The organism is Halalkalibacter hemicellulosilyticusJCM 9152, assembly GCF_000513115.1.
GTDB classification, from domain to species: Bacteria; Bacillota; Bacilli; order Bacillales; family Bacillaceae_D; genus Halalkalibacter; species Halalkalibacter hemicellulosilyticus.
In genome coordinates this window covers 74,447-94,905 of record NZ_BAUU01000002.1, presented here as the reverse complement: position 1 = coordinate 94,905, position 20,459 = coordinate 74,447, and the positions used below count along the sequence as shown (strand labels likewise).

Genomic DNA, 20,459 nt, shown 5'->3' with positions numbered 1-20,459 from the left:
TATTCATCCCTCTTCTTTATTCCAAATGCATGGCAGCTACTCCTCCAGAATACGCCTTCACTTTAACATCTTTAAAACCAGTCTCTTTAAACATCGCCGCAAGTTTAGTACGGTCTGGAAAGGTCATCGTAGACTCTTGAAGCCACGAATACTCTTCATAGCTTTTTGCAAACATCTTACCGAAGAGGGGCATAATTCTTTTAAAATAAAAAAAGTATAATTGCTTAAATACTGGCATCGTCGGCTGAGATGTTTCTAAGCAGACTACTTTCCCCCCTGGTTTAACAACTCGGTGCATTTCTGCTAATACTTGCATATAATCAGGAACGTTGCGAAGGCCAAAACCAATGGTAACAAAATCAAATGAAGCATCATCATACGGAAGCTCCATTGCATTGCCGAGCACTAGATTAGCTTGATTTAATTGTAGGTGTTGAATTTTTTCTTGTCCAACCTTTAACATATTCTCACTGAAGTCTAACCCAATAACTTGTCCATTCTCCCCGACAGCTTCAGCTAATGCAATCGTCCAATCACCTGTACCACAACAAAGATCGAGAGCTCGATTTCCTTTTTGGACTTGCATGATTTTCATTGTATCTTTACGCCAAGCTTTATGGCGTTGAAAGCTAATGACGGAATTCATAAGGTCATATTTTTTATAAATAGATTGGAACACTTGATGCACACGTTCCTCTTTTGTTTGAGACATCTTATTCACCCTCTGCGATATTCTCTAATGTATCATAGCAAATGTATTGATCAATATGCCAAATGATAAAAGGCTTAATAGTAGCCGAAGATTCTACAAGTTGTAACATGCGATCTTTTGACTCTTCTATCTTATTGTCTAAAAATGAGTCCCTATGAATAAGAGGTTTAGTTTTGTGAAGCCCTCGTAATAAAGCGGTTTGTTCACCATTAATTAATAAATTCTTTTCATTCGTAAGCATTTTAAAATAAAAGAACTCTTTAATAAGAAGCCTCCATAGTTCTAGATCGAAATGAGAAGCTACTTGTTGCATGAGTCCGGTTTCAATAATTTCGACAATCTTTTTATACTCTTCGATCGATATTTCTTCCTGCTCATAATGATTCATTTTCTTTTCATTTATTTGTTGAATCGTGTGACTAATCTTTTGAATGAGGGGAACATTCCCATTTTTAGCAAGCAAATGATAGTACATCGCTACATAATAATCACCTGCTAATACGGTTAATTGTCTTTTCTTTTTTAGCTCATCTGTATCTACATTTTTTAACGTCACTTCATCATGTATATCCAGACCAGCTTGAACAAGAAGTGTTGACAAGATTAATAAATGCAAATCTTCTTTTGTCATTTTATTATGTAACATCGCATACATAAAACGGATTTTATCATCATCTACTTCTATGTCTGGTACATAGGTTTGTAAATAATGATGCTTAATCGCTTGATTAAACTCACCTTTAACCTCTTCAACATTTTCTTGATATAAATATAAACTTCTCATTAACATGTCCCCCAAATTCTGTGTAAAAAACTCATCTATTTCCCTTAATCGTTCGTATTAATCGTCCCATAACTAGTCTGGATAATAGCATGTCCGCGTACTTTCACAGCCGATGTATGTTCAGTAAATTGTGCAATCATTACTTCACCTTTATCAAGTTTCTCTGAATGATGAAAACGCGTATCAGAGCCTCTCGTTAATCCAATTACGTTCACGCCATTTTCTTTCGCTTTAATAACAAAGAAATCATTTTGGTTACTCATTCTAAACTCTCCTGTCTATCACTTTTCTCAACTATGCTTCTACACAATAGTATCACAAATTTGTTATTTTCGCTGTCATTAGAGCATATGTAAAAATCTTAGCATATTCTCAATTGAAAAAGCAAAAGAAAGTAGTAACATCAAGATGTGTAATGTCGTTTAGATCATTATACATTCTAGTGAATTACTACCTTCTGTCATCTTCAATATGAAGTTATTTTATAATATAATCGCAATTAAACCTCCTGAACCCTCATTAATAATTCTTTCTAGTGTTTCTTTTAGTTTATATCGAGCGTTCTCAGGCATGAGTGATAATTTTGCTGAAATCCCCTCTCGTACGATTGAATTTAACGAACGACCGAAAATATCCGAGTTCCAAATCGAAAGTGGATTCTCTTCAAAATCTTGCATCAAATAACGAACAAGTTCTTCACTTTGTTTCTCGGTTCCAATAATAGGAGCAAATTCTGATTCAACATCGACTTTAATCATATGAATCGAAGGAGCTACTGCCTTTAAACGAACACCAAATCGCGATCCCTGTCTAATAATTTCCGGTTCGTCTAGGCTCATGTCTGATAAGGCAGGTGCTGCAATGCCATAACCCGTTTGCTTTACCATCCTTAGTGCATCAGCAACTTGATCATATTCCTCTTTAGCGTGGGCAAATTCTTGCATAAGTTGTAATAAATGATCCTTACCGCGAATTTCTACTCCGACAACTTCTTTTAATACTTGATCATATAAATCATCTGGAGCATATAAATCAATTTCAGCGACTCCCTGCCCCATTTCAATTCCTGCTAATCTTGCTTGATCAATAAACTCATATTCTGTAAATTGCCCTACTACTCGGTCAACATCACGTAAACGTTTTATATCTTGCACGGTTTCTCTAACTGACTCTTCATAACTTTGACGTAACCAGTGATCCTCACGAAGAACCATTACCCAGCTCGGTAAGTTCACATTGACCTCGTGAACCGGAAATTCATATAATACCTCTCTTAAAACATTGTTAATATCATGGTCAGTCATCCCCTCAATGCTCATTGATAATACGGGGATATCATACTCATCACTTAAGCTTTGACGTAATTGTTCTGTTTCAGGATGATGAGGGCGTACACTATTGACAACCATAATGAACGGTTTACCGACTTCTTTCAATTCTTCTACTACTCTATGTTCAGATTCTTTATAATCTTGGCGAGGAATTTCACCAATCGTTCCATCTGTCGTAACAATAATTCCTAAAGTAGAATGTTCTTGAATAACTTTTCTCGTACCAATTTCTGCGGCTTCTTGAAACGGAATAGGCTCTTCATACCACGGAGTATTTATCATTCGTGGTCCGTGCTCATCTTCATAGCCCTTTGCCCCAGGAACCGCATATCCAACACAATCAACTAAACGTATATTCACATCTAACCCATCATCAACATGTACCGATACAGCTTGATTAGGAACAAACTTCGGTTCAGTTGTCATAATGGTTTTGCCAGCAGCACTTTGTGGCAATTCATCTTGTGCTCTTGCTTTCTCAGATTCATTTTCAATATTCGGGAGTACGACTAGCTCCATAAATTTTTTAATGAATGTCGATTTCCCTGTTCGAACTGCACCTACAACTCCAAGATAAATATCGCCGCCTGTTCGTTCGGCTATATCCTTGAAAATATCAACCTTTTCCACTTGATCCCCTCCCGATCAGTAAAGATTTGAGATTCATCTTCCTACTTCCGTAAACCTTGGACATTACCATTACTATGATGGTGTACAAGGTTTATGACAACAATTTGTATGTAGTAGGTGATCTCACTAAATACCGAGAAGGGGATTCATAGCAAAAAGCCCCTTCCTTTGATTATGTATATCAACGAAAAGGACTTAGTAGACCAACTTTTATTTAAAATAAATCATTTTTTTCTTAACGACATTTCATAGATCGGCTCTCCATTCTCATCTAGTACGTAAGGTACACTCCTTGCTGGAACAAATGGAGAATGTTGATACAATATCGGACGAAGATCTTCGTCTTCATTAAAAGAATGATCATACTCTAATAACATTTGGTAAATATCAAGTCGATAGTCTATTATAACTTCATGATCATGCGTAAAAAGAAGGGGTAAAAATTGCTCGGAATAAGGACTTTGTACAAGTGGTTCTTCTGAAAAACCAAGCTCTTCATAATCTAACATAAATAATCCATCATCGACTACTTCCATAATAGGTACATAAGTATGGTTCCTTATATAATCATTCACCCTACGATGATATTGCTGAATAACCGATTGCGGGCGTAAATCAATCACTTTCACTTCAGGTTCCTCTTCTACATTCACTAATGCATATCGAAATACACCACCATTCTCAAAAGCAGTACCAGGTGGTTGCTGTAAATAACGTGGAACCAATTGGTTAAAATCAACAACATAACGATTGTATAGCGACGTATGCTCATCAAATGTATAAATCGGTAATACACCAGAATCTGATTGGAATTGGTCTATTGCTAATTGAACAGATTGTAACTGATCAGGATAGGCGATTTGGTTTTCCGCGCGTTGATCATCAGGCAGAAAACAACCTGCTAGCATGAACATGCCTACGATTAAAACCAAAGATTGAATCACTCGCTTCATACCAAACGTATCTCCTTTAAACTAAACTGTAGCTGTGGGTCCGCCCAAAACAATAAAGAAAACAATAATTCCTGCTACGATTAAGCAGACAAATGAAAATGATAACATTACTTTTTGAAACCAACCTGTTAATTTTGTTCTACTGAAAATAGCTGTTCCTGCTGAAACAAACATAAGCGCAAGGGCAAAAAAAGACACCCACATATTAAACATCGCTTGTGACAATATGTTTCCCTTCTTTCTGTTGCAGTTTGTCGTTTATTATAGCACAGCTTGTCCGAAAATGAAGTGACAGAGTCGCGAACGATTAAACTTTAAAATGTTGAAGAAGTGGGGGCGCACTTCTTCAACATGACGTAACCCTTCGTTTTAACACAGCCCTATTATAATGTTCGTTCTTTAAAGTATATGCACATAAATGAAACATGCTTGTGATATTGCCTATAGTTGTGAATTTTACTTTTTATTGAACATTTTAGCAAGTGAAGAGAAGTCAGCAGGCATGTTATTATTAACTATAGCATTGACAATTTGGTCTTCTTTTTCTTTTGACACTTCTTTATTAGCAAGCTTTGCTACTTGAGCAACAAGCTGTCGAACGGTTTTTTCATCTTGTAAATTTGCTTGACTAACTGAATTAGCTAGTTTCATAATTTCGTCAGGTTTCACACTCGTTTTCTTTTGAATTTGATCCATAAACGAATCATTTTTTCCAAACATGTTTCGCCCTCCCTCAATCGTATGATCACCATATCATATGCACGACTAGAAAGAAGGTGAGAACGTATGACTAATTAACTTAATCTTCTTTAAATGTTGATTTAATTAAATCGACAGGTAAGTCTTCTACTTCATGCTTTTTCACACGACCCATTAATTCATCAGCTGCGTCTTGTGGCTTCACCTGCTCAAAAAGAACGCGATATAGTGCTGTCGTGATAGGCATGTCCACTTGTAGTTTGCTGGCAAGCTCATACGTTGCTTGTGTCGTACGAACGCCTTCTACTACCATACCCATTTCATTAAGAACATCCTCCAATGTTTGTCCTTTACCTAACATCAACCCTGCTCGAAAGTTTCGAGAATGTACACTTGTACAAGTGACAATTAAATCTCCAAGTCCTGATAGCCCAGCAAATGTCATTGGATTTGCACCGAGCTTCATACCAACGCGAGCTATTTCTGTTAATCCACGTGTCATTATAGCAGCCTTAGCATTATCCCCTAACTTGAGCCCTTCTGTTAATCCGCAAACTAGTGCAATAATGTTTTTCAGAGCTCCACCGATTTCAACCCCGATTAAATCAGGATTTGTATACACGCGAAAATGCTGGTTGAAGAACAAATCCTGAGCATATTTAGAAGCTTGTTCACTATGCGAAGACACAGTAACAGTAGTTGGTTGCCGTCTACTAACTTCCTCGGCATGACTTGGCCCTGATAAAACAACAACATGCTCTAGAAATGATGAGTTACACATTTCCTCTTCAATCATTTCTGAAATACGTTTATGAGATCCAGGCTCAATTCCTTTACTTGCGTGAATGATCGTTACTTTGTTTTGAAGCTTTTCAACCATTTGTTGGATCGTTGTACGGATGGCTTTTGTTGGGACGACCAAAACAACCACTTCAGTACCTTCAAGTGCTTCTTCCATCTTCTCGTAGGCTCTTATTTGTTCAGGTAAGGAAATACCAGGTAAGTATTGATTATTTGAATGTTTCGTGTTTATTTCTTCTATTTGTTTCGCTCTTCTTCCCCAAATTCGTACATCATGATGATTATCAGCAAGCACCATCGCTAAAGCAGTGCCCCAGCTACCTGCTCCTATAACGGTTACTCGTTTCAAATTCTCCACCTCAATTTTGTATTATTTGTTTTTCTGTCCAATTTTACTTTCTTCTCCTGCAACTAGTCGTTTTATATTGGTTTGATGCCTCCAAATTAAGAGAACAGCTATAATCAATGTTAAATATGTATAAGCATCTGGATAGTCAAAAAAAGCAATCATAAATATCGGTGTTCCAATCACAAACAAGATCGATCCTAATGAAACATATCTAGTCATAAAAATACTACCAATAGCAATTAAACCTGCATAAAGAGCTGGTAAAAAAACGAGCGTTGCTAGTACGCCAATCGTTGTTGCAACACCTTTTCCACCACGAAAGCCAAAATAAATCGGCCAATTGTGACCAGCAATCGCAGCGAATCCAGCTAATGCAGGGAAGACTCCGCCATCGTCAGGTGCTAACCAATGCCCGAGCCATACCGCAACTATACCTTTAGCAATATCTAAACTAAGTACTAAAATGGCTGGGCCAATACCTAATACTCGTAATGTATTAGTCGCCCCTGCATTCCCACTACCATGTTGGCGAATATCCACTTTTTTAATTTTTTTTGCTATTAAATAACTAAAGCTTATTGACCCAAGTAGATAACTAATAATAATAACAACTATTAATGAAATTGCGATTACTCCTTCTCCCATTTCATCTACTCCCTTTAACTATTTTTCTTTCTAGCAATAATTTTAATCGGCGTTCCTTCAAATTCGAACGTGTCTCTTAATCGATTTTCAAGAAAGCGCTCATATGAAAAGTGCATCAACTCTGGCTCATTAACAAAAAATACAAACGTTGGAGGCTCTACCGCTACTTGAGTGACATAATTAATTTTTAAACGACGCCCTTTGTCAGTAGGAGTAGGATTCATTGCAACCGCATCCATGACCATATCATTAAGTACATTTGTAGGAACACGTAAATGATGGTTCTCTGACACTTTTTGAACCATCGGCAAAACCGTATGTAACCTTTGTTTTGTCTTAGCTGAAACAAAAAGAATAGGAGCATATGTTAGATAGAGCAATTCATCTCTTAATTTTTGTGTGAAATTCTGCAGGGTTTTGTCATCTTTTTTAACTGCATCCCACTTATTGACAACAATTATTACTGCTCTACCAGCTTCATGTGCATAACCGGCAATTTTTTTATCTTGTTCTATAAGCCCTTCTTCAGCATTTATGACGACTAAAACAACATTTGAACGCTCGATTGCTTTTAAAGAACGAAGAACACTGTACTTTTCAGTTGCCTCATAAACCTTTCCTCGTTTTCTCATACCAGCTGTATCGATTAGTACATATTCTTGCTCGTCTTGCGAAAATGCTGTGTCAATTGCGTCACGGGTCGTACCAGGAATATCACTTACTATTACTCGCTCTTCTCCTAACATCGCATTGACAAGTGAAGATTTCCCAACATTTGGCCGCCCAATTAATGCGATGCGGATCGTGTCATCTCCATATGGATCCGAAACTTCTTCGGGAAAATGCTCAATCACTTTATCTAACAAGTCGCCTAATCCAAGACCATGTGATCCTGAAATAGGATAAGGTGTGTCCATTCCTAATGAGTAAAATTCATATAATTGTTCATGCATATCAGGGTTATCGATTTTGTTCACCCCTAATACAACTGGTTTATCCGAACGAAACAACAGATTAGCTACTTCTTGATCTGCAGAGGTTACACCTTCACGACCATTAACAATAAAGATAATAACATCTGCTTCTTTTATAGCGAGCTCTGCTTGTGCTCTCATCTGTACGAGCAATGGCTCTTCTCCAAGCTCGATTCCTCCTGTATCGATCACATTAAATTCTCTATTTAACCATTCTGCTTTACTGTATATTCGATCACGGGTAACGCCCGGCATATCTTCTACAATAGCAACTCTTTCGCCGATCACTCGGTTAAAGATTGTTGACTTTCCAACATTAGTCTTCCAACAATAGCGACAACTGGATTGGACATGTTTGCCACAACCTTTCTATTTAATAATTGACAACCTATTTATTTTAGCTGATTTCCTGTGTATTGTCGACTGCTTCTCGGAACAGGTTGACTTTTTATGAATGATGATATCCATGAAATGATTATTCGTATCATGAAACCTACTCCAAACAAGGAAGTTGTAATGAATAGAATATCAAAAAAATAGAGATTTCCTATAGCTTGATCTTGATGATAGAAAGGAGTTAAAGCCAGTAAATACTCACCATGTATAAGTCCGGAAACAGACAGGATATAGCGCTTTTTTAATGTTGATGTTAAGAAATAACAAATAATCACAACTAGGCAAGCTAACATCCACCTACTGTCAATAAATGCAATGACTGGATCGTAAATCAACATAAGACGAAAACCAGCAAAACATGCTGATACAGTTAAAGACATGAATAGAAAATAAATATATTTTTCTTGTCGTCTTAATGTTTGTACATAAAAATATAGAAAAAAAGCTGAGCCTATGTAAACTAAATGATAAGATGTGTTCATAATTGAAATTTCTATCGGTAAAAGAATGAGAATGAGTAGAATGCCACACCCCATCCAAAAGCGCATCTTCAAATTAGAACCAAAAAATGTGACCACACCCCAAAAAATCCAACCAAACCAATAAACAAAAATACCATCCATAATTAAACCACCTCAAATTCATTATGGACGAATCTTCATGAAATCATCCGTTTACATAGTACCATTCTATTTATTTTTCCTCATAAAAAAGGAGAGATAGGGTTCTACCACTATCAACTCCTTTTTGCTCATTTTTTATTTTTTATATTTATCTAGTTTATTCCCGATCATATCGCCTAATGAAAAACCAGAAGGTTCATCATTGTGCTGTGCTTCGTATTGTTTATAGTCTTCATCTTCTTGTTCATCTTCCTCTAATAAAGCACGAATACTTAAAGAAATTCGTTTTTCATCGATGTTCACATCAAGAACTTTCACTTGTACCGATTCTCCTTCAGTTAGTACCTCAGAAGGGGTGCCAATATGACGATTTGCGATTTGAGAGATATGAACGAGTCCTTCTACTCCAGGTGCGAGCTCGATAAACGCACCAAAATGAACAAGTCTTCGCACAACTCCTTCTAACACATCGCCAACTGTTACTTTACCAGAGAAAGTTTCCCACGGACCAGGAAGTGTATCTTTAATCGATAATGAAATACGCTCACTATCGACATCAACTGAAAGGACTTTGACTTTTACTGTATCTCCTTCAGCTACTACGTCTGATGGATCTTCTACCCGATGATGAGCTAATTGTGAAATATGTACAAGACCATCAACTCCACCTACATCAATAAATGCACCAAATGATGTTAAGCGCTGTACTTTTCCTTCAACGACATCTCCTTCTTTTATAGAATTCAACGCATCTTTTTTCAAACGTTCTAATTCTTCATCCAAAACAGCTCGTTGAGAGAGAATTAACTTATTGTTTTCTCGATCAATTTCTGAAACCTTTAAGCGTAGAGTACGCCCTTTATAATCAGAGAAGTCTTCTACATAATGCCTTTCGACTAATGAAGCTGGTATAAAGCCACGAACACCTAAATCAACAACAAGTCCACCTTTTACAACTTCAGCAACTTCCACTTCTAAGATGTCGCCTGATTCATAGGCTTTTTGCAGGTCATCCCATGCTTTTTCAGCTAATACAGCTCGTTTAGAAAGAATTAGCTCATCATCTTCGAGCTTAATCACTTTTAATTCAAGCTGATCATCAACTGACAAAACATCACTTACTTTTTCTACATGTAAACTAGAAAGCTCGCTAATTGGAATAATTCCATCAACTTTAAATCCGACATCGACAAACGCTTGTTTATCTTCGACTTTTGTTACTTTACCTGTAACAACTTCACCTACAGATAAAGATTTCATCTCTGCCATTTCGTTGTTCATTTCTTCGACCATTGACTTTTGCCTCCTTCATTACTCGCCGTCTACTTACGGTTATTTTCAACTTATTTAAAATCTTTCACACTAGCGAAAGAATTTGAATAACAATTACTGATGTTTATTTATCAAATTTTGAATTTCTGCCATAATAATCGAAGTGGCTTCCTCGGCAGAACCTCTAGCCTCTTTTAACTCTGTAAAGTCAATAGGCTCACCATAAACTAGCTTAAGTCTACCTCTAAATTTATATGGCCCAATAATAGCACTAGGGATTACGGCAGCATTAGTACGTAACGCAAAAAAACCAGCTCCAGCTAATCCTTTTTGTAGTTGACCGTTCTTACTTCTAGTTCCTTCAGGAAAAAGCCCCACTATTTCATTGTTCTTTAATAATGTCATAGCTGTGCGTAGTGCTTGCTTATCACTCATTCCACGACGAATTGGGAATGCGTGTAATTTCGGGAGCAACCATTTTAGTATAGGCTTTTCGAATAATTCCTTCTTTGCCATATAATGCACATTTCTGCCTAAGTAGCTTCCTAGTAAAGGTGGATCTAAATTGCTAATATGGTTACAACAAAGCAACACTCCTCCATCTTCAGGAATATTTTCACGACCAATTACTTCTACTTTATACGAACTGGAGAGAAACAACAAACAAATACGCTTGCCGAATTGGTATATGCTCATAGTGTTGTTCTCTCCTTCACAAGGTTTAAAATTTGATTTACTACATCGTTTATTGTAAGTGAAGTAGTGTCTACTTCAATGGCACTTTCAGCTTTTTTTAAAGGAGCAAATTCTCTAGTTGAGTCTAACTTATCACGCTTAGCAATTTCTTGAACTAATTGTTCGTAATCGATCGTCTCCCCTTTAGCTGTTAATTCTTCATAACGCCTCTTAGCACGTTCTTCAACGGAGGCTGTTAAAAATATTTTCAACTCAGCATCTGGTAATACGTGTGTACCAATATCACGTCCATCTAAAACAACCTGTCCTTCTTTGGCCAGTTGCCGTTGCCGTTGCACCATTTCATGCCGTACTACTTCATGCTGTGCTACTAGAGAAACATTAGCCGTTATGGAAGACGAACGTATATCTGACGTTATATCCTCACCATTTAATAGTACTGTTGTGACAGTTTCTTCATTTTTTAGTTCAATATCTAACTTAGTTAATAAATTTAGTAATGCATTTCCATCTTCTAAGCTTATATTCTCCTGTAACGCCGCATACGTCAATGACCGATACATAGCACCAGTATCAATATATAAATACGATAATGACTCTGCTACTAATTTAGCAACTGTACTTTTACCCGCGCCTGCAGGCCCATCGATGGCTATATTCATCCCGACTACACCTTCCAACAATAACAACCATATATTTTAATAACCTTAATTTTATCACATTCTTATATGCTTGGTCTAATGAAAGAATACAATATTGGAATTATATTCTGTTTTTTCTTCGTTGCTCAAGCTGTTTTTCAAAGCAATATCGAACGATCATTTGACTTTCTTCTTTAGAAATTGATAAAAACTGTAACGATACACGCTTTCCGATGTTCCCCTTTATCGGTGTAATTCTTATAATTTTGCTCAATGTTTGTATATAAACTAACTCCCCTGAGTTCATATGTAAAGCGATCCATAATTTCCCTTCTCCTCGCTCAGGGAAGGAATGATCTTCTGGCAATACTACGGCACAACCTCCACCACTTAAATCCCATGTTACAGAACGAAGTGGCTCATATCTATTATCTGTTGGATAAACAACAACATCAACTGCTTCTTCTACTCTAACATAATTACGGCGCTGTATTCGGATGTAATTTTCTTTTCCTGGATCTTTTAACAATAAAACGGGTACGTTGAATTTTATCCTACCTACAATTTCCGTACTCAACATATAGACAGCCTCATCTTTTCCAACAAATGTAGCATGAAACTCAGTACCATCTAAAAAAAAGCTTTGCTTTTTCGTTTCTTCATCTATTGGATAATCAACAACCAAATGAGAATCATGATAATCAACAATTCGACAACGAAACTTTCTATTATGTTGATTTTCTGTTTTATTTGACATTTCTAATATAAGAACTGTACCTACTTCAATCATAAATACCCCTCCTGAAAATACCGCTACTATCATTTCTAATCTATTATGACATGAATAAGTCAAAAGTAACACTATTCATGCTGATTATACAAAACCTTTTTCCTATAAAAAAGTGGAAGGAGGTACTTTATCCCCCCTTCCACTTATCTTCTTTATGAGAAATCATAAACGGGCTCCGCCTGTTCTAGCATTTCTACCTTCTCTTCTTCGCCATCCTCTGCGTTAATGAAGATTCGATACGTATCATTATCAATTACGCCAAAGAACTCATAGCATAACACTTCTTCCCCTAAATCATTCTCAATAACAGCAATATGATCTTCCATAATTTCAAGTCGTGGATTAACGTTGTCTAACGCTTCCTCCATTGAAATTTCTGGATCTGGAATATCCCTTTCTTTATGGTTAATTAGATAACTGATGGCGTGATAACCTAATATATCATTATCATCTAATGCTACCTCTAGGGTAATTTGGTCTGGATAAACACGTACATTATCTTCTAAATGTACGTATTCAAGTACAGCTAAAGAATTATATTGCTTACTATCAACTAACTGCATTGAAGGTTTATCTTGCTTTTTTAGAAATTTAGAACCAGCTTCAGCTGCTTCGTTTAAACTTTTGTTTGTTTCTGAAACTTGACGATCTTGAAGAAACCATAATGGCTCTCCACCATAAACACTCATGTCCATATAATAATTTGAACCATGATTAGGATCATTTATAACGATTGAGTATGCAGGATATTCTAATCCATTACCAGTTTTTGAAATGTCCACTTCAGTTTGTTCATTCATATTTAAGAAGGACAGCGCCTTGTCTTTTGCTTCCGCTTCTGAAATTTCTTCCCCTTCTTCAAGAGCTCTTTTTAATTCACCATTTAAATCATCAATGGCGGCTAAACTAACTCCCCAATCTGTTTCACTATAACCTTCTATCGCTTTATTCATCACTTCAAAGTTTGTAACGACTTCATTTTCTTTCGCTTCCTCTGTTTGCTCAAGCGCTTGTTCAACATCTAACCAACGTCCGTCTTGCTGTAACATCAATGCTTGAGCTTTTCTTAGTTCTTGTCGAATCTCTTTAGAATAATCATACAATTTTTCAAGTGTTTCATATTCCTCATCTGTTAAAGGGTCCTTGTCAAGATCTCTTATCGATGTCCGATACGAAAAACGCCCCATTTTAAACAGAAATTCTTCTGTTTTCCCTATATCAACAAAATTTAAAGGGAGCTGTCCGATCATTTCATGTGCCAGGCTTGTCACACGCCAAATCTCTGCTAAAGCAGGCGTTAACTGTCTTCTCGTATTCATGGCTAAACTAGCTCCTAATTGATCTTCAATTTGATCTATATAATAGGCTAATTCATGAAATGCCCGTTGGTAATTATTCTCAGCTTGTATTTGTAAAGTTTGACCTTGAGTTTGTTGTTGATATCCCCAAATACCCGTTGAAACTAAAGCGATAGCTAATAGACCGATAATAAGATTCTTTGCCATACTTTTCACCTCCAAAGATTAATGACAGAAAATGTGCTTCCCGATACGTTTAATTTGTGGTCTGCTCCAAATCCATCCAGATGTAGCTGTATCAGGGTTGAAATAGTAAATGGCGTTCCCACTTGGATCCTGGCCATTTAATGCATCTAAAACCGCTCTTCGCGCTGTTTCATCAGGATCCATGTATATTTGCCCATCTGCAACAGCAGTAAATGCCCGCGGCTCAAAAATAACACCTGAAACCGTATTAGGAAAAATTGGACTGTTTACACGGTTAATAATGACAGCGGCAACGGCAACTTGGCCTATATATGGCTCGCCACGTGCCTCTCCATAAACGCTTGCGCCATAATTTGAAGGTCATTATCAGAGTAACCAGGGGGAACGTTATCGGCTTTTTGAATATTTGCTTCATTATCCTGTTCCTCTGGTACCTCTTCATATGGAACCGGTTCTTCAGGTATTGGTTGTTCTTCAGGAGTTGGTTCCTCTGGAGGTGCTGCTTCTTCACCTGTTGGTTCCGCTTGTTGAGCAGGGGGCTCTTGAGCAGGTGGAGTAGGAGCTGGCTCCTCCGCTTCTTGAGGTGAAGGTGTCGGTTCCTCTGGTTGGTCCGCTTCTGCTTCACCAGTACGTTGTTGTGGTTTTCCTTCTTCTTGAGTCTGTTTCTGATCTACACTTCCTTTTGGGCCTTTTTGGATATCTAACGGTGTGGTGCCATAATGTGTAAACTCCCTTCCCTCTGTCAATGCTTTTTGAACAAACTCTTCGTGGTATTGTGTTGTTTTCTCTAACCGTTCCTTCATCTTAGGGCCAACTAATCCATCAATCGTCATACCGAATTGTTCTTGGTAATTTCTTACAGACCAATAGGTTCCCCATCCGAAAACACCATCAATCGTTCCATCGTAAAATCCGATGTATTGTAATCTTGCTTGCAATTCAACGACATCATCTCCAGTTGCTCCTCTTTGTACAATTTGTTCTGAAAATGCGAATGTTGTCTGAGGTAAATGAAATACACTGACTAAAAGTAACGCAATTACTAAAATCGTTTTACGCATAACGATACCCTCCTTATCTTCAAACACTTAAATACGTCCTACTTTCTAAGGATATTGTTTGTAAAGAACCATATTTTATACAAATAGATCAAAAAAACAGTTAACTACCCATTTATTTCAGAAACCATAAGAAAAACGCGACAGCGTCCTTTCTTAAAGGCGACGTGTGAAGCATCGCTCTCCTTTGAGCTTGCCAACACTCTCTATACTTTCTTATTGTTAAAAAAAGCCTTTTACACTTGAAATGTAGTGTAAAAGGCTTTAAATCTCATCGTTTAATTAGCTAAAACATTAAAATAACGTCCTTCAGGATGAGCAAATACCATCGCTGTAACTGAAGCTTCCGGCTCCATCATATAACCTTCCGTTAGATCAATACCTATCTTCTCTGGTTTTAGTAAAGAGAAGAGCTTTTCTTGATCTTCTAAATTAGGGCATGCAGGATAACCGAATGAAACACGTACTCCTTGATATTTTGCAGCAAATCGTTGATCCATTGTCATATCAGGTGAATCAGGAAAGCCCATTCGATCTCGCATTAATTGATGCACTCGTTCAGCAAATCCTTCGGCAATTTCTAATGCTGCAGCTTGAATTAAATGACTGTATAAATAATCTCCATCACGTTTAGCTTGCTCAGCCAGTTCTCTTATTCCTTGACCGGCAGTAACTGCCAAGAAACCAACATAATCCATCTCGTCACTTGATACCGGTCGCAAATAGTCCGCTAAACATAGGAATGGTTTATGATTTTGTCGTGGAAATGTAAAACGCTCTATAATCGTTTTTTGATCTATTGGATCATAAATGATAATATCATTTCCATCTGATTGAGCAGGAAAGAATTGGTACATCCCATGAGCCTTGATTAGTTCGTTGCTTTTTGCTTCATGTAAAAATTGATCTACCTTTTCCTTTAATGCTAGTGTACGTTCATCACCTTCAGCTAATAATCGACTAACCTTTCCTTGTAAGCCTAAATGACGACCAAGCAGCATTTGCATATTGATATAAGGAATTAAATGTGATAATTGGTACTCACGAAGAATATGTGGATCAAGGTCAGTTGGCTTAAACACTTGAGCTTCTTTTACTTCAGATTTTGCTGGTACAATAACTTCTTTTTGTACCTTTTGCTCATTTTTTACCGTAACTTGATCTCGCTTCAACTGAGCATCTTTTAATTCTTCAGCAAGCTTCTGTTTTTCATCAGGGTTCGCTAATCTATTTGCAATTTCAAGACCATTCATCGCATCCTTCGCATATAAAACGAGGCCATCATATTCAGGGGCAATTCGAGTGTTTGTAAATTTCCGTGTAAGTGCAGCACCACCAACGAGAATAGGTAATGAAATTTGCTGTTGCTTTAAGTCTTGGGCAGTTAAAACCATTTGTTGTGCAGATTTGACTAAAAGACCAGATAGACCTATTGCATCAGGGTTTTCTCGGTTAATTGCATCTATCAATTCATTAGGTGTTACTTTTATACCTAGATTCACAATATTGAATCCATTATTACTTAATATGATTTCAACAAGGTTTTTTCCGATATCATGAACATCACCTTTAACAGTCGCAAGAAGAATTTTGCCTTTTCCATTTCCGTTTTCTTTCTTCTCCATCATCGGTTCTAAATGAGCGACCGAGGCTTTCATCACCTCAGCACTTTGTAGAACTTCAGCTACAATTAATTCATTATTATTAAATAACCGTCCTACTTCGTCCATCCCTGTCATTAGTGGACCATTAATAATATCTAAAGGATCATCATACTTCTCCAATGCTAGATCTAAATCTTTGATTAAACCGTCTTTTGATCCTTCTACAATGTAGGATGCAAGTCGCTCCTCTAATGTTAAATTGGAGTGCTCCACTTTCTTTTCAGCTTTTTTTCCACGATAGAATGCCGTAAAGCTTGCTAAGTTCTCATCAGTTGTATGAAATAATAGCTGACTAGACATTTCTTTTTCCTTATCTGAAATGGAGGCATAACGTTCAAGCTTTTCGGTGTTCACAATCGCGTAATCTAATCCAGCTTGTGTACAATGATACAGAAAGACTGCATTTAGCACTTCACGTCCAACAGGAGGCAAACCAAATGAAACGTTACTCACTCCCAGTATCGTTAAACATTTAGGAAGCGCTTCTTTGATTAAGCGGATTCCTTCTACCGTTGCATTTGCTGATCCTATATATTGTTCATCACCCGTTCCAACCGGAAATACTAACGGGTCGAAGATAATATCTTCAGGCTGCAAACCATATTTATTAACTAATAAATCATGCGATCGTTTAGCGACTTCTAACTTACGTTCAGCCGTTACAGCCATCCCTTCCTCATCAATTGTTCCGATAACAACAGCTGCTCCGTACTTCTTAATAATGGGCACAACTGCTTCGAAACGCTCTTCGCCATCTTCTAAATTAATTGAATTAACGATCGCTTTACCTTGAGAATACGTTAATGCCTTTTCAATTACTTTTTCATCAGTCGAATCGATCATCAAAGGGACTTTAACTTTATTAATAACAAATGACAAAAACTCCTCCATATCGTGTAGTTCATCTCGATCTGGATCAGCCAAACAAATATCTATAACATGGGCGCCTCGCTTTACTTGAGCGCGTGCGATTTCAGAAGCTTCCTCGTATTTCCCATCAGCAATCAATTGTTTAAATTTACGAGAGCCGATGACATTCGTTCTTTCACCAACAAATAATGGCCTCATACTCTCATCATATATGAGTGGCTCAATCCCTGATACCGCATGTCCATGCTCACGATTGAATGAGCGAGGCGCTACACCCTTTGTCGCCTCGACCATTACACGGATGTGCTCAGGTGTTGTCCCGCAACAGCCCCCAACGACATTTAACCAGCCCTTTTCGGCAAAAGCGATAAGCTTTTTGGCTAGAGAATCCGGAGATTCATGATAATGTCCATCTTCATCAGGTAAACCAGCATTCGGATAACAGCTTACATAGGTGGTGGAAAGCTCTGACAATGAGCGAATATGGTCACGCATAAATTCGGGGCCAGTAGCACAATTTAAACCAACGACAAGTGGCTTCATATGTTCTAATGACAGATAAAATGCTTCAATGCTTTGTCCAGCTAGAGTCGTCCCCATCGGTTCAATCGTCCCTGAAACGATTAAAGGCAATTCAACATTCATTTCTTCACTCGCTTTTTTTATTCCGATATAAGCAGCTTTCACATTTCTCATATCTTGACTTGTTTCAAGTAGAAAAATATCAATTCCACCTTTAATCAATCCTCTTGCCTGCTCATGATAGGAAGCTGTCAATTGTTCAAAAGTTGTTCCACCCGTTACCGATAGAGATTTCGTTGTTGGCCCCATTGCACCAGCCACAAACCTTGGCCATTCATGTGTAGAATATTCGTCTGCCTCTTTTTTGGCAATTTGAGCAGCTATAAGGCTTAATTCCTCAGCCTTGTAACCAAGATCATAATCGTCCAATACAATGTCTGTAGACCCAAAAGTATTAGTCGCAATAATATCGGCACCAGCAGCTAAATATTCACGATGTATTCGTTCAATTACATGAGGAGCGGTTTCATTTAAATACTCATTACAACCCTCAAATTCTTCTCCACCAAAGTCTTCAGCTGTAAGGTTCGCATCTTGAAGCATCGTTCCCATAGCTCCATCAAGAATCATAATTTTCTTTTCGAGCTGTTGTTCAAACAATGATTTTGTCATACTCGTTTCCTTTCTGTTTTAAACTCTCCTTGTTGACTTTGCTTTTTGATCGATATATTCTTTCAATTCCACAGTCATTTCATATCGTAAAAATGGAGTAATTAAATAAATGCCATTAAAATATTCAAGTGTTGTATCAATTAAAGATTTTGCAATAGAAAGACCTTCTTGTGTGGAAGCCGCACGATCTTCCCCGCAATTTGCCATCGCACTACGAATGTTATCTGTTAATTTAATACCCGGTACTTCGTTGTGAAGAAATTCTGCATTGCGACTATTTGTAAGAGGCATAATGCCGACATAAATTGGATGTGATAAGTGCTTCGTTTCATGATAAAGTGCTTCGATTTGAGTTTCGTTGTAAATCGGTTGTGTCATAAAGTAGTCTGCGCCACTTTCAATTTTTTTCTCTAAACGTTTCACTGCTTTATCTAAATACTTCACATTCGGATTGAAAGCAGCTCCTACAGAAAATTGAGATTTTTCTCCTAACTCTTTTCCTGAAAAGGAAATTCCGTCGTTTAATTGTTTAATGAGTTGTATCAGTTGAAATGAAGTTAAATCATAGACAGATGTCGCACCTGGAAAATCTCCAACCTTCGTCGGATCACCTGTAATCGCTAATATATCGTTCATTCCAAGTGCATGTAATCCCATCAAATGAGATTGTAATCCGATTAAATTTCGATCACGACAAGTAATGTGAACGAGTGGCCGTGCCGAAAGATGCTGTTTGACCATTGAACCAAGAGCTAAATTATCAACTCTGGGAGAAGCTAACGAATTATCAGCCATCGTAATGGCATCCACACCTGAATCTTGCAATGCTTTAGCACCTTGCATAAAGGCTTCTGTGCTCAATTTCTTTGGAGGGTCCAATTCGACAATTACAGAATGGCGTTCCTTTACGATCTCAGGCAATGGTTTATCTACTTTTGCTGGAGTTTGATCTTTCACCATCATTTGATGTAAAGGACGGACAACTTTGCTCGTAATCGGTGCTACTTCTTTTTTTATTTTGGCAAACGCAGCAATATGTTCAGGAGTCGTACCGCAACAACCTCCTAATAGTCTCACACCTTGCTCGATAAATTTCTTTCCCATTGATTGGAAATAATCAGCATTAGATTGATAAAAAACACGTCCATCGCGAAAGTCTGGTAAGCTTGCATTAGGATAAGCAGCAAGATACCCTTCAGTAGGAAGAGGAACAGTTTCAAATGAACGTAACATGTGATAAGGTCCCATACGGCAGTTTAAACCAACAACATCTGCGCCATTATTATACAAAGCTTTAAAAGCTTCCGTTACAGGAATCCCACCATTCAATACGCCTATTTCTCCTAGTGAAATATTCATTACAATCGGTAAGGAAGTTAAGTTCCGAGTAAGCTCTACTGCGAGCTTTGCTTCTTCTAAATCATAAAATGTTTCAAGAAGAAGACCATTTACACCTGATTCAAGTAGTATCTCAGCCTGTTCCTTAAAAGTATTTCGAATGTCTTCAAGCCCTACTTCTTCTAATTGAAAACGCCTAATCCCACCTATTGTTCCAAATATATAAGTGTCAGTATGTGAAGCCTGCTTAGCGAGCTTCACACTTTGATAATTAATATCTTTCACTTGCTTTGCAAGTCCATATTTTTCAAGTTTAATTGCATTAGCTGCATATGAATTCGTTTGAATCATATCAGCTCCAGCATTTACATATTTTTCATGGAGATCAACGATCATTTCAGGATGAGTTTGATTTAACTCCTCAAAGCATTGATCAACGCCTAATGCGTATAATTGAGTACCCATTGCTCCATCGCCAATTAATACGTTTGATTGTAGCTGATTTAAAAAAGTCACCTTATTCCTCCTGTCTCG

The 20,459-nt window shown here is 37.4% G+C and carries 17 protein-coding genes and 2 pseudogenes; all 19 read right to left on the bottom strand.

Annotated elements, in window-relative coordinates:
- Positions 1 to 16 precede the first annotated feature (16 nt).
- Positions 17 to 712 carry a demethylmenaquinone methyltransferase gene (locus tag JCM9152_RS01595; protein WP_035340149.1) on the bottom strand — a complete coding sequence of 232 codons (696 nt, stop codon included), beginning with the start codon at positions 710 to 712 and terminating at the stop codon, positions 17 to 19.
- A gap of 1 nt (position 713) precedes the next feature.
- The gene (locus JCM9152_RS01590) at positions 714 to 1,496 is read right to left on the bottom strand and encodes a heptaprenyl diphosphate synthase component 1 (RefSeq protein WP_052015466.1); all 783 of its coding nucleotides are present in this window, start codon (positions 1,494 to 1,496) and stop codon (positions 714 to 716) included.
- Between the two features lie 44 nt (positions 1,497 to 1,540).
- Entirely contained in the window at positions 1,541 to 1,759 is a 219-nt protein-coding gene (mtrB, locus tag JCM9152_RS01585; protein ID WP_035340146.1) for a trp RNA-binding attenuation protein MtrB, read from the bottom strand.
- Between the two features lie 219 nt (positions 1,760 to 1,978).
- Positions 1,979 to 3,457, bottom strand: coding sequence for a stage IV sporulation protein A (spoIVA, locus tag JCM9152_RS01580; RefSeq protein ID WP_035340144.1), 1,479 nt, complete (start codon positions 3,455 to 3,457; stop codon positions 1,979 to 1,981).
- A 224-nt stretch (positions 3,458 to 3,681) separates the two neighbouring features.
- On the bottom strand, positions 3,682 to 4,410 hold the full coding sequence (locus JCM9152_RS01575) for a YphF family lipoprotein (RefSeq protein ID WP_035340141.1): 729 nt from the start codon (positions 4,408 to 4,410) through the stop codon (positions 3,682 to 3,684).
- Between the two features lie 21 nt (positions 4,411 to 4,431).
- Complete coding sequence (locus tag JCM9152_RS01570; RefSeq protein ID WP_035340140.1) at positions 4,432 to 4,635, bottom strand: DUF2768 domain-containing protein; 204 nt, start codon at positions 4,633 to 4,635, stop codon at positions 4,432 to 4,434.
- A 231-nt stretch (positions 4,636 to 4,866) separates the two neighbouring features.
- Positions 4,867 to 5,106: a stage VI sporulation protein F gene (locus tag JCM9152_RS01565; RefSeq protein ID WP_373646501.1), complete on the bottom strand. Its 240-nt coding sequence runs from the start codon at positions 5,104 to 5,106 to the stop codon at positions 4,867 to 4,869.
- Between the two features lie 103 nt (positions 5,107 to 5,209).
- Positions 5,210 to 6,259, bottom strand: coding sequence for an NAD(P)H-dependent glycerol-3-phosphate dehydrogenase (locus JCM9152_RS01560; protein ID WP_035340135.1), 1,050 nt, complete (start codon positions 6,257 to 6,259; stop codon positions 5,210 to 5,212).
- 21 nt (positions 6,260 to 6,280) lie between these two features.
- A complete protein-coding gene (gene plsY / locus JCM9152_RS01555; protein WP_052015464.1) occupies positions 6,281 to 6,904 on the bottom strand; it encodes a glycerol-3-phosphate 1-O-acyltransferase PlsY in 624 nt (207 codons plus the stop codon).
- 14 nt (positions 6,905 to 6,918) lie between these two features.
- A pseudogene (der, locus tag JCM9152_RS01550) lies at positions 6,919 to 8,231 on the bottom strand (ribosome biogenesis GTPase Der).
- A gap of 39 nt (positions 8,232 to 8,270) precedes the next feature.
- On the bottom strand, positions 8,271 to 8,897 hold the full coding sequence (locus JCM9152_RS01545) for a YphA family membrane protein (RefSeq protein WP_035340133.1): 627 nt from the start codon (positions 8,895 to 8,897) through the stop codon (positions 8,271 to 8,273).
- Between the two features lie 135 nt (positions 8,898 to 9,032).
- Entirely contained in the window at positions 9,033 to 10,190 is a 1,158-nt protein-coding gene (rpsA, locus tag JCM9152_RS01540) for a 30S ribosomal protein S1 (RefSeq protein WP_035340131.1), read from the bottom strand.
- A 93-nt stretch (positions 10,191 to 10,283) separates the two neighbouring features.
- Positions 10,284 to 10,865 (bottom strand): lysophospholipid acyltransferase family protein, encoded by a 582-nt coding sequence (locus tag JCM9152_RS01535; protein ID WP_035340129.1) that lies wholly within the window; start codon positions 10,863 to 10,865, stop codon positions 10,284 to 10,286.
- The gene (cmk, locus tag JCM9152_RS01530; protein WP_035340128.1) at positions 10,862 to 11,527 is read right to left on the bottom strand and encodes a (d)CMP kinase; all 666 of its coding nucleotides are present in this window, start codon (positions 11,525 to 11,527) and stop codon (positions 10,862 to 10,864) included. Before cmk ends, JCM9152_RS01535 begins: the two co-directional genes overlap by 4 nt.
- A gap of 100 nt (positions 11,528 to 11,627) precedes the next feature.
- The gene (locus tag JCM9152_RS01525) at positions 11,628 to 12,296 is read right to left on the bottom strand and encodes a flagellar brake protein (protein ID WP_035340127.1); all 669 of its coding nucleotides are present in this window, start codon (positions 12,294 to 12,296) and stop codon (positions 11,628 to 11,630) included.
- Positions 12,297 to 12,448: 152 nt separating this feature from the next.
- A complete protein-coding gene (ypeB, locus tag JCM9152_RS01520) occupies positions 12,449 to 13,801 on the bottom strand; it encodes a germination protein YpeB (RefSeq protein ID WP_035340125.1) in 1,353 nt (450 codons plus the stop codon).
- Between the two features lie 18 nt (positions 13,802 to 13,819).
- Positions 13,820 to 14,862 (bottom strand): annotated as a pseudogene (locus tag JCM9152_RS01515) (cell wall hydrolase).
- Positions 14,863 to 15,137: 275 nt separating this feature from the next.
- Entirely contained in the window at positions 15,138 to 18,587 is a 3,450-nt protein-coding gene (gene metH / locus JCM9152_RS01510) for a methionine synthase (protein WP_035340123.1), read from the bottom strand.
- Positions 18,588 to 18,605: 18 nt separating this feature from the next.
- Positions 18,606 to 20,441 (bottom strand): bifunctional homocysteine S-methyltransferase/methylenetetrahydrofolate reductase, encoded by a 1,836-nt coding sequence (locus JCM9152_RS01505; RefSeq protein WP_035340121.1) that lies wholly within the window; start codon positions 20,439 to 20,441, stop codon positions 18,606 to 18,608.
- Between the last annotated feature and the right edge of the window lie 18 nt (positions 20,442 to 20,459).

What these genes read in the sequence shown, in the direction of transcription:
- JCM9152_RS01590 (WP_052015466.1), bottom strand. Translation starts at nt 1,496, where the DNA reads ATGAGAAGTTTATATTTATATCAAGAAAATGTTGAAGAGGTTAAAGGT.
- cmk (WP_035340128.1), bottom strand. Translation starts at nt 11,527, where the DNA reads ATGAATATAGCCATCGATGGGCCTGCAGGCGCGGGTAAAAGTACAGTT.
- JCM9152_RS01595 (WP_035340149.1), bottom strand. Translation starts at nt 712, where the DNA reads ATGTCTCAAACAAAAGAGGAACGTGTGCATCAAGTGTTCCAATCTATT.
- JCM9152_RS01525 (WP_035340127.1), bottom strand. Translation starts at nt 12,296, where the DNA reads ATGATTGAAGTAGGTACAGTTCTTATATTAGAAATGTCAAATAAAACA.
- rpsA (WP_035340131.1), bottom strand. Translation starts at nt 10,190, where the DNA reads ATGGTCGAAGAAATGAACAACGAAATGGCAGAGATGAAATCTTTATCT.
- JCM9152_RS01575 (WP_035340141.1), bottom strand. Translation starts at nt 4,410, where the DNA reads ATGAAGCGAGTGATTCAATCTTTGGTTTTAATCGTAGGCATGTTCATG.
- mtrB (WP_035340146.1), bottom strand. Translation starts at nt 1,759, where the DNA reads ATGAGTAACCAAAATGATTTCTTTGTTATTAAAGCGAAAGAAAATGGC.
- JCM9152_RS01565 (WP_373646501.1), bottom strand. Translation starts at nt 5,106, where the DNA reads ATGGATCAAATTCAAAAGAAAACGAGTGTGAAACCTGACGAAATTATG.
- metH (WP_035340123.1), bottom strand. Translation starts at nt 18,587, where the DNA reads ATGACAAAATCATTGTTTGAACAACAGCTCGAAAAGAAAATTATGATT.
- plsY (WP_052015464.1), bottom strand. Translation starts at nt 6,904, where the DNA reads ATGGGAGAAGGAGTAATCGCAATTTCATTAATAGTTGTTATTATTATT.
- ypeB (WP_035340125.1), bottom strand. Translation starts at nt 13,801, where the DNA reads ATGGCAAAGAATCTTATTATCGGTCTATTAGCTATCGCTTTAGTTTCA.
- JCM9152_RS01545 (WP_035340133.1), bottom strand. Translation starts at nt 8,897, where the DNA reads ATGGATGGTATTTTTGTTTATTGGTTTGGTTGGATTTTTTGGGGTGTG.
- JCM9152_RS01535 (WP_035340129.1), bottom strand. Translation starts at nt 10,865, where the DNA reads ATGAGCATATACCAATTCGGCAAGCGTATTTGTTTGTTGTTTCTCTCC.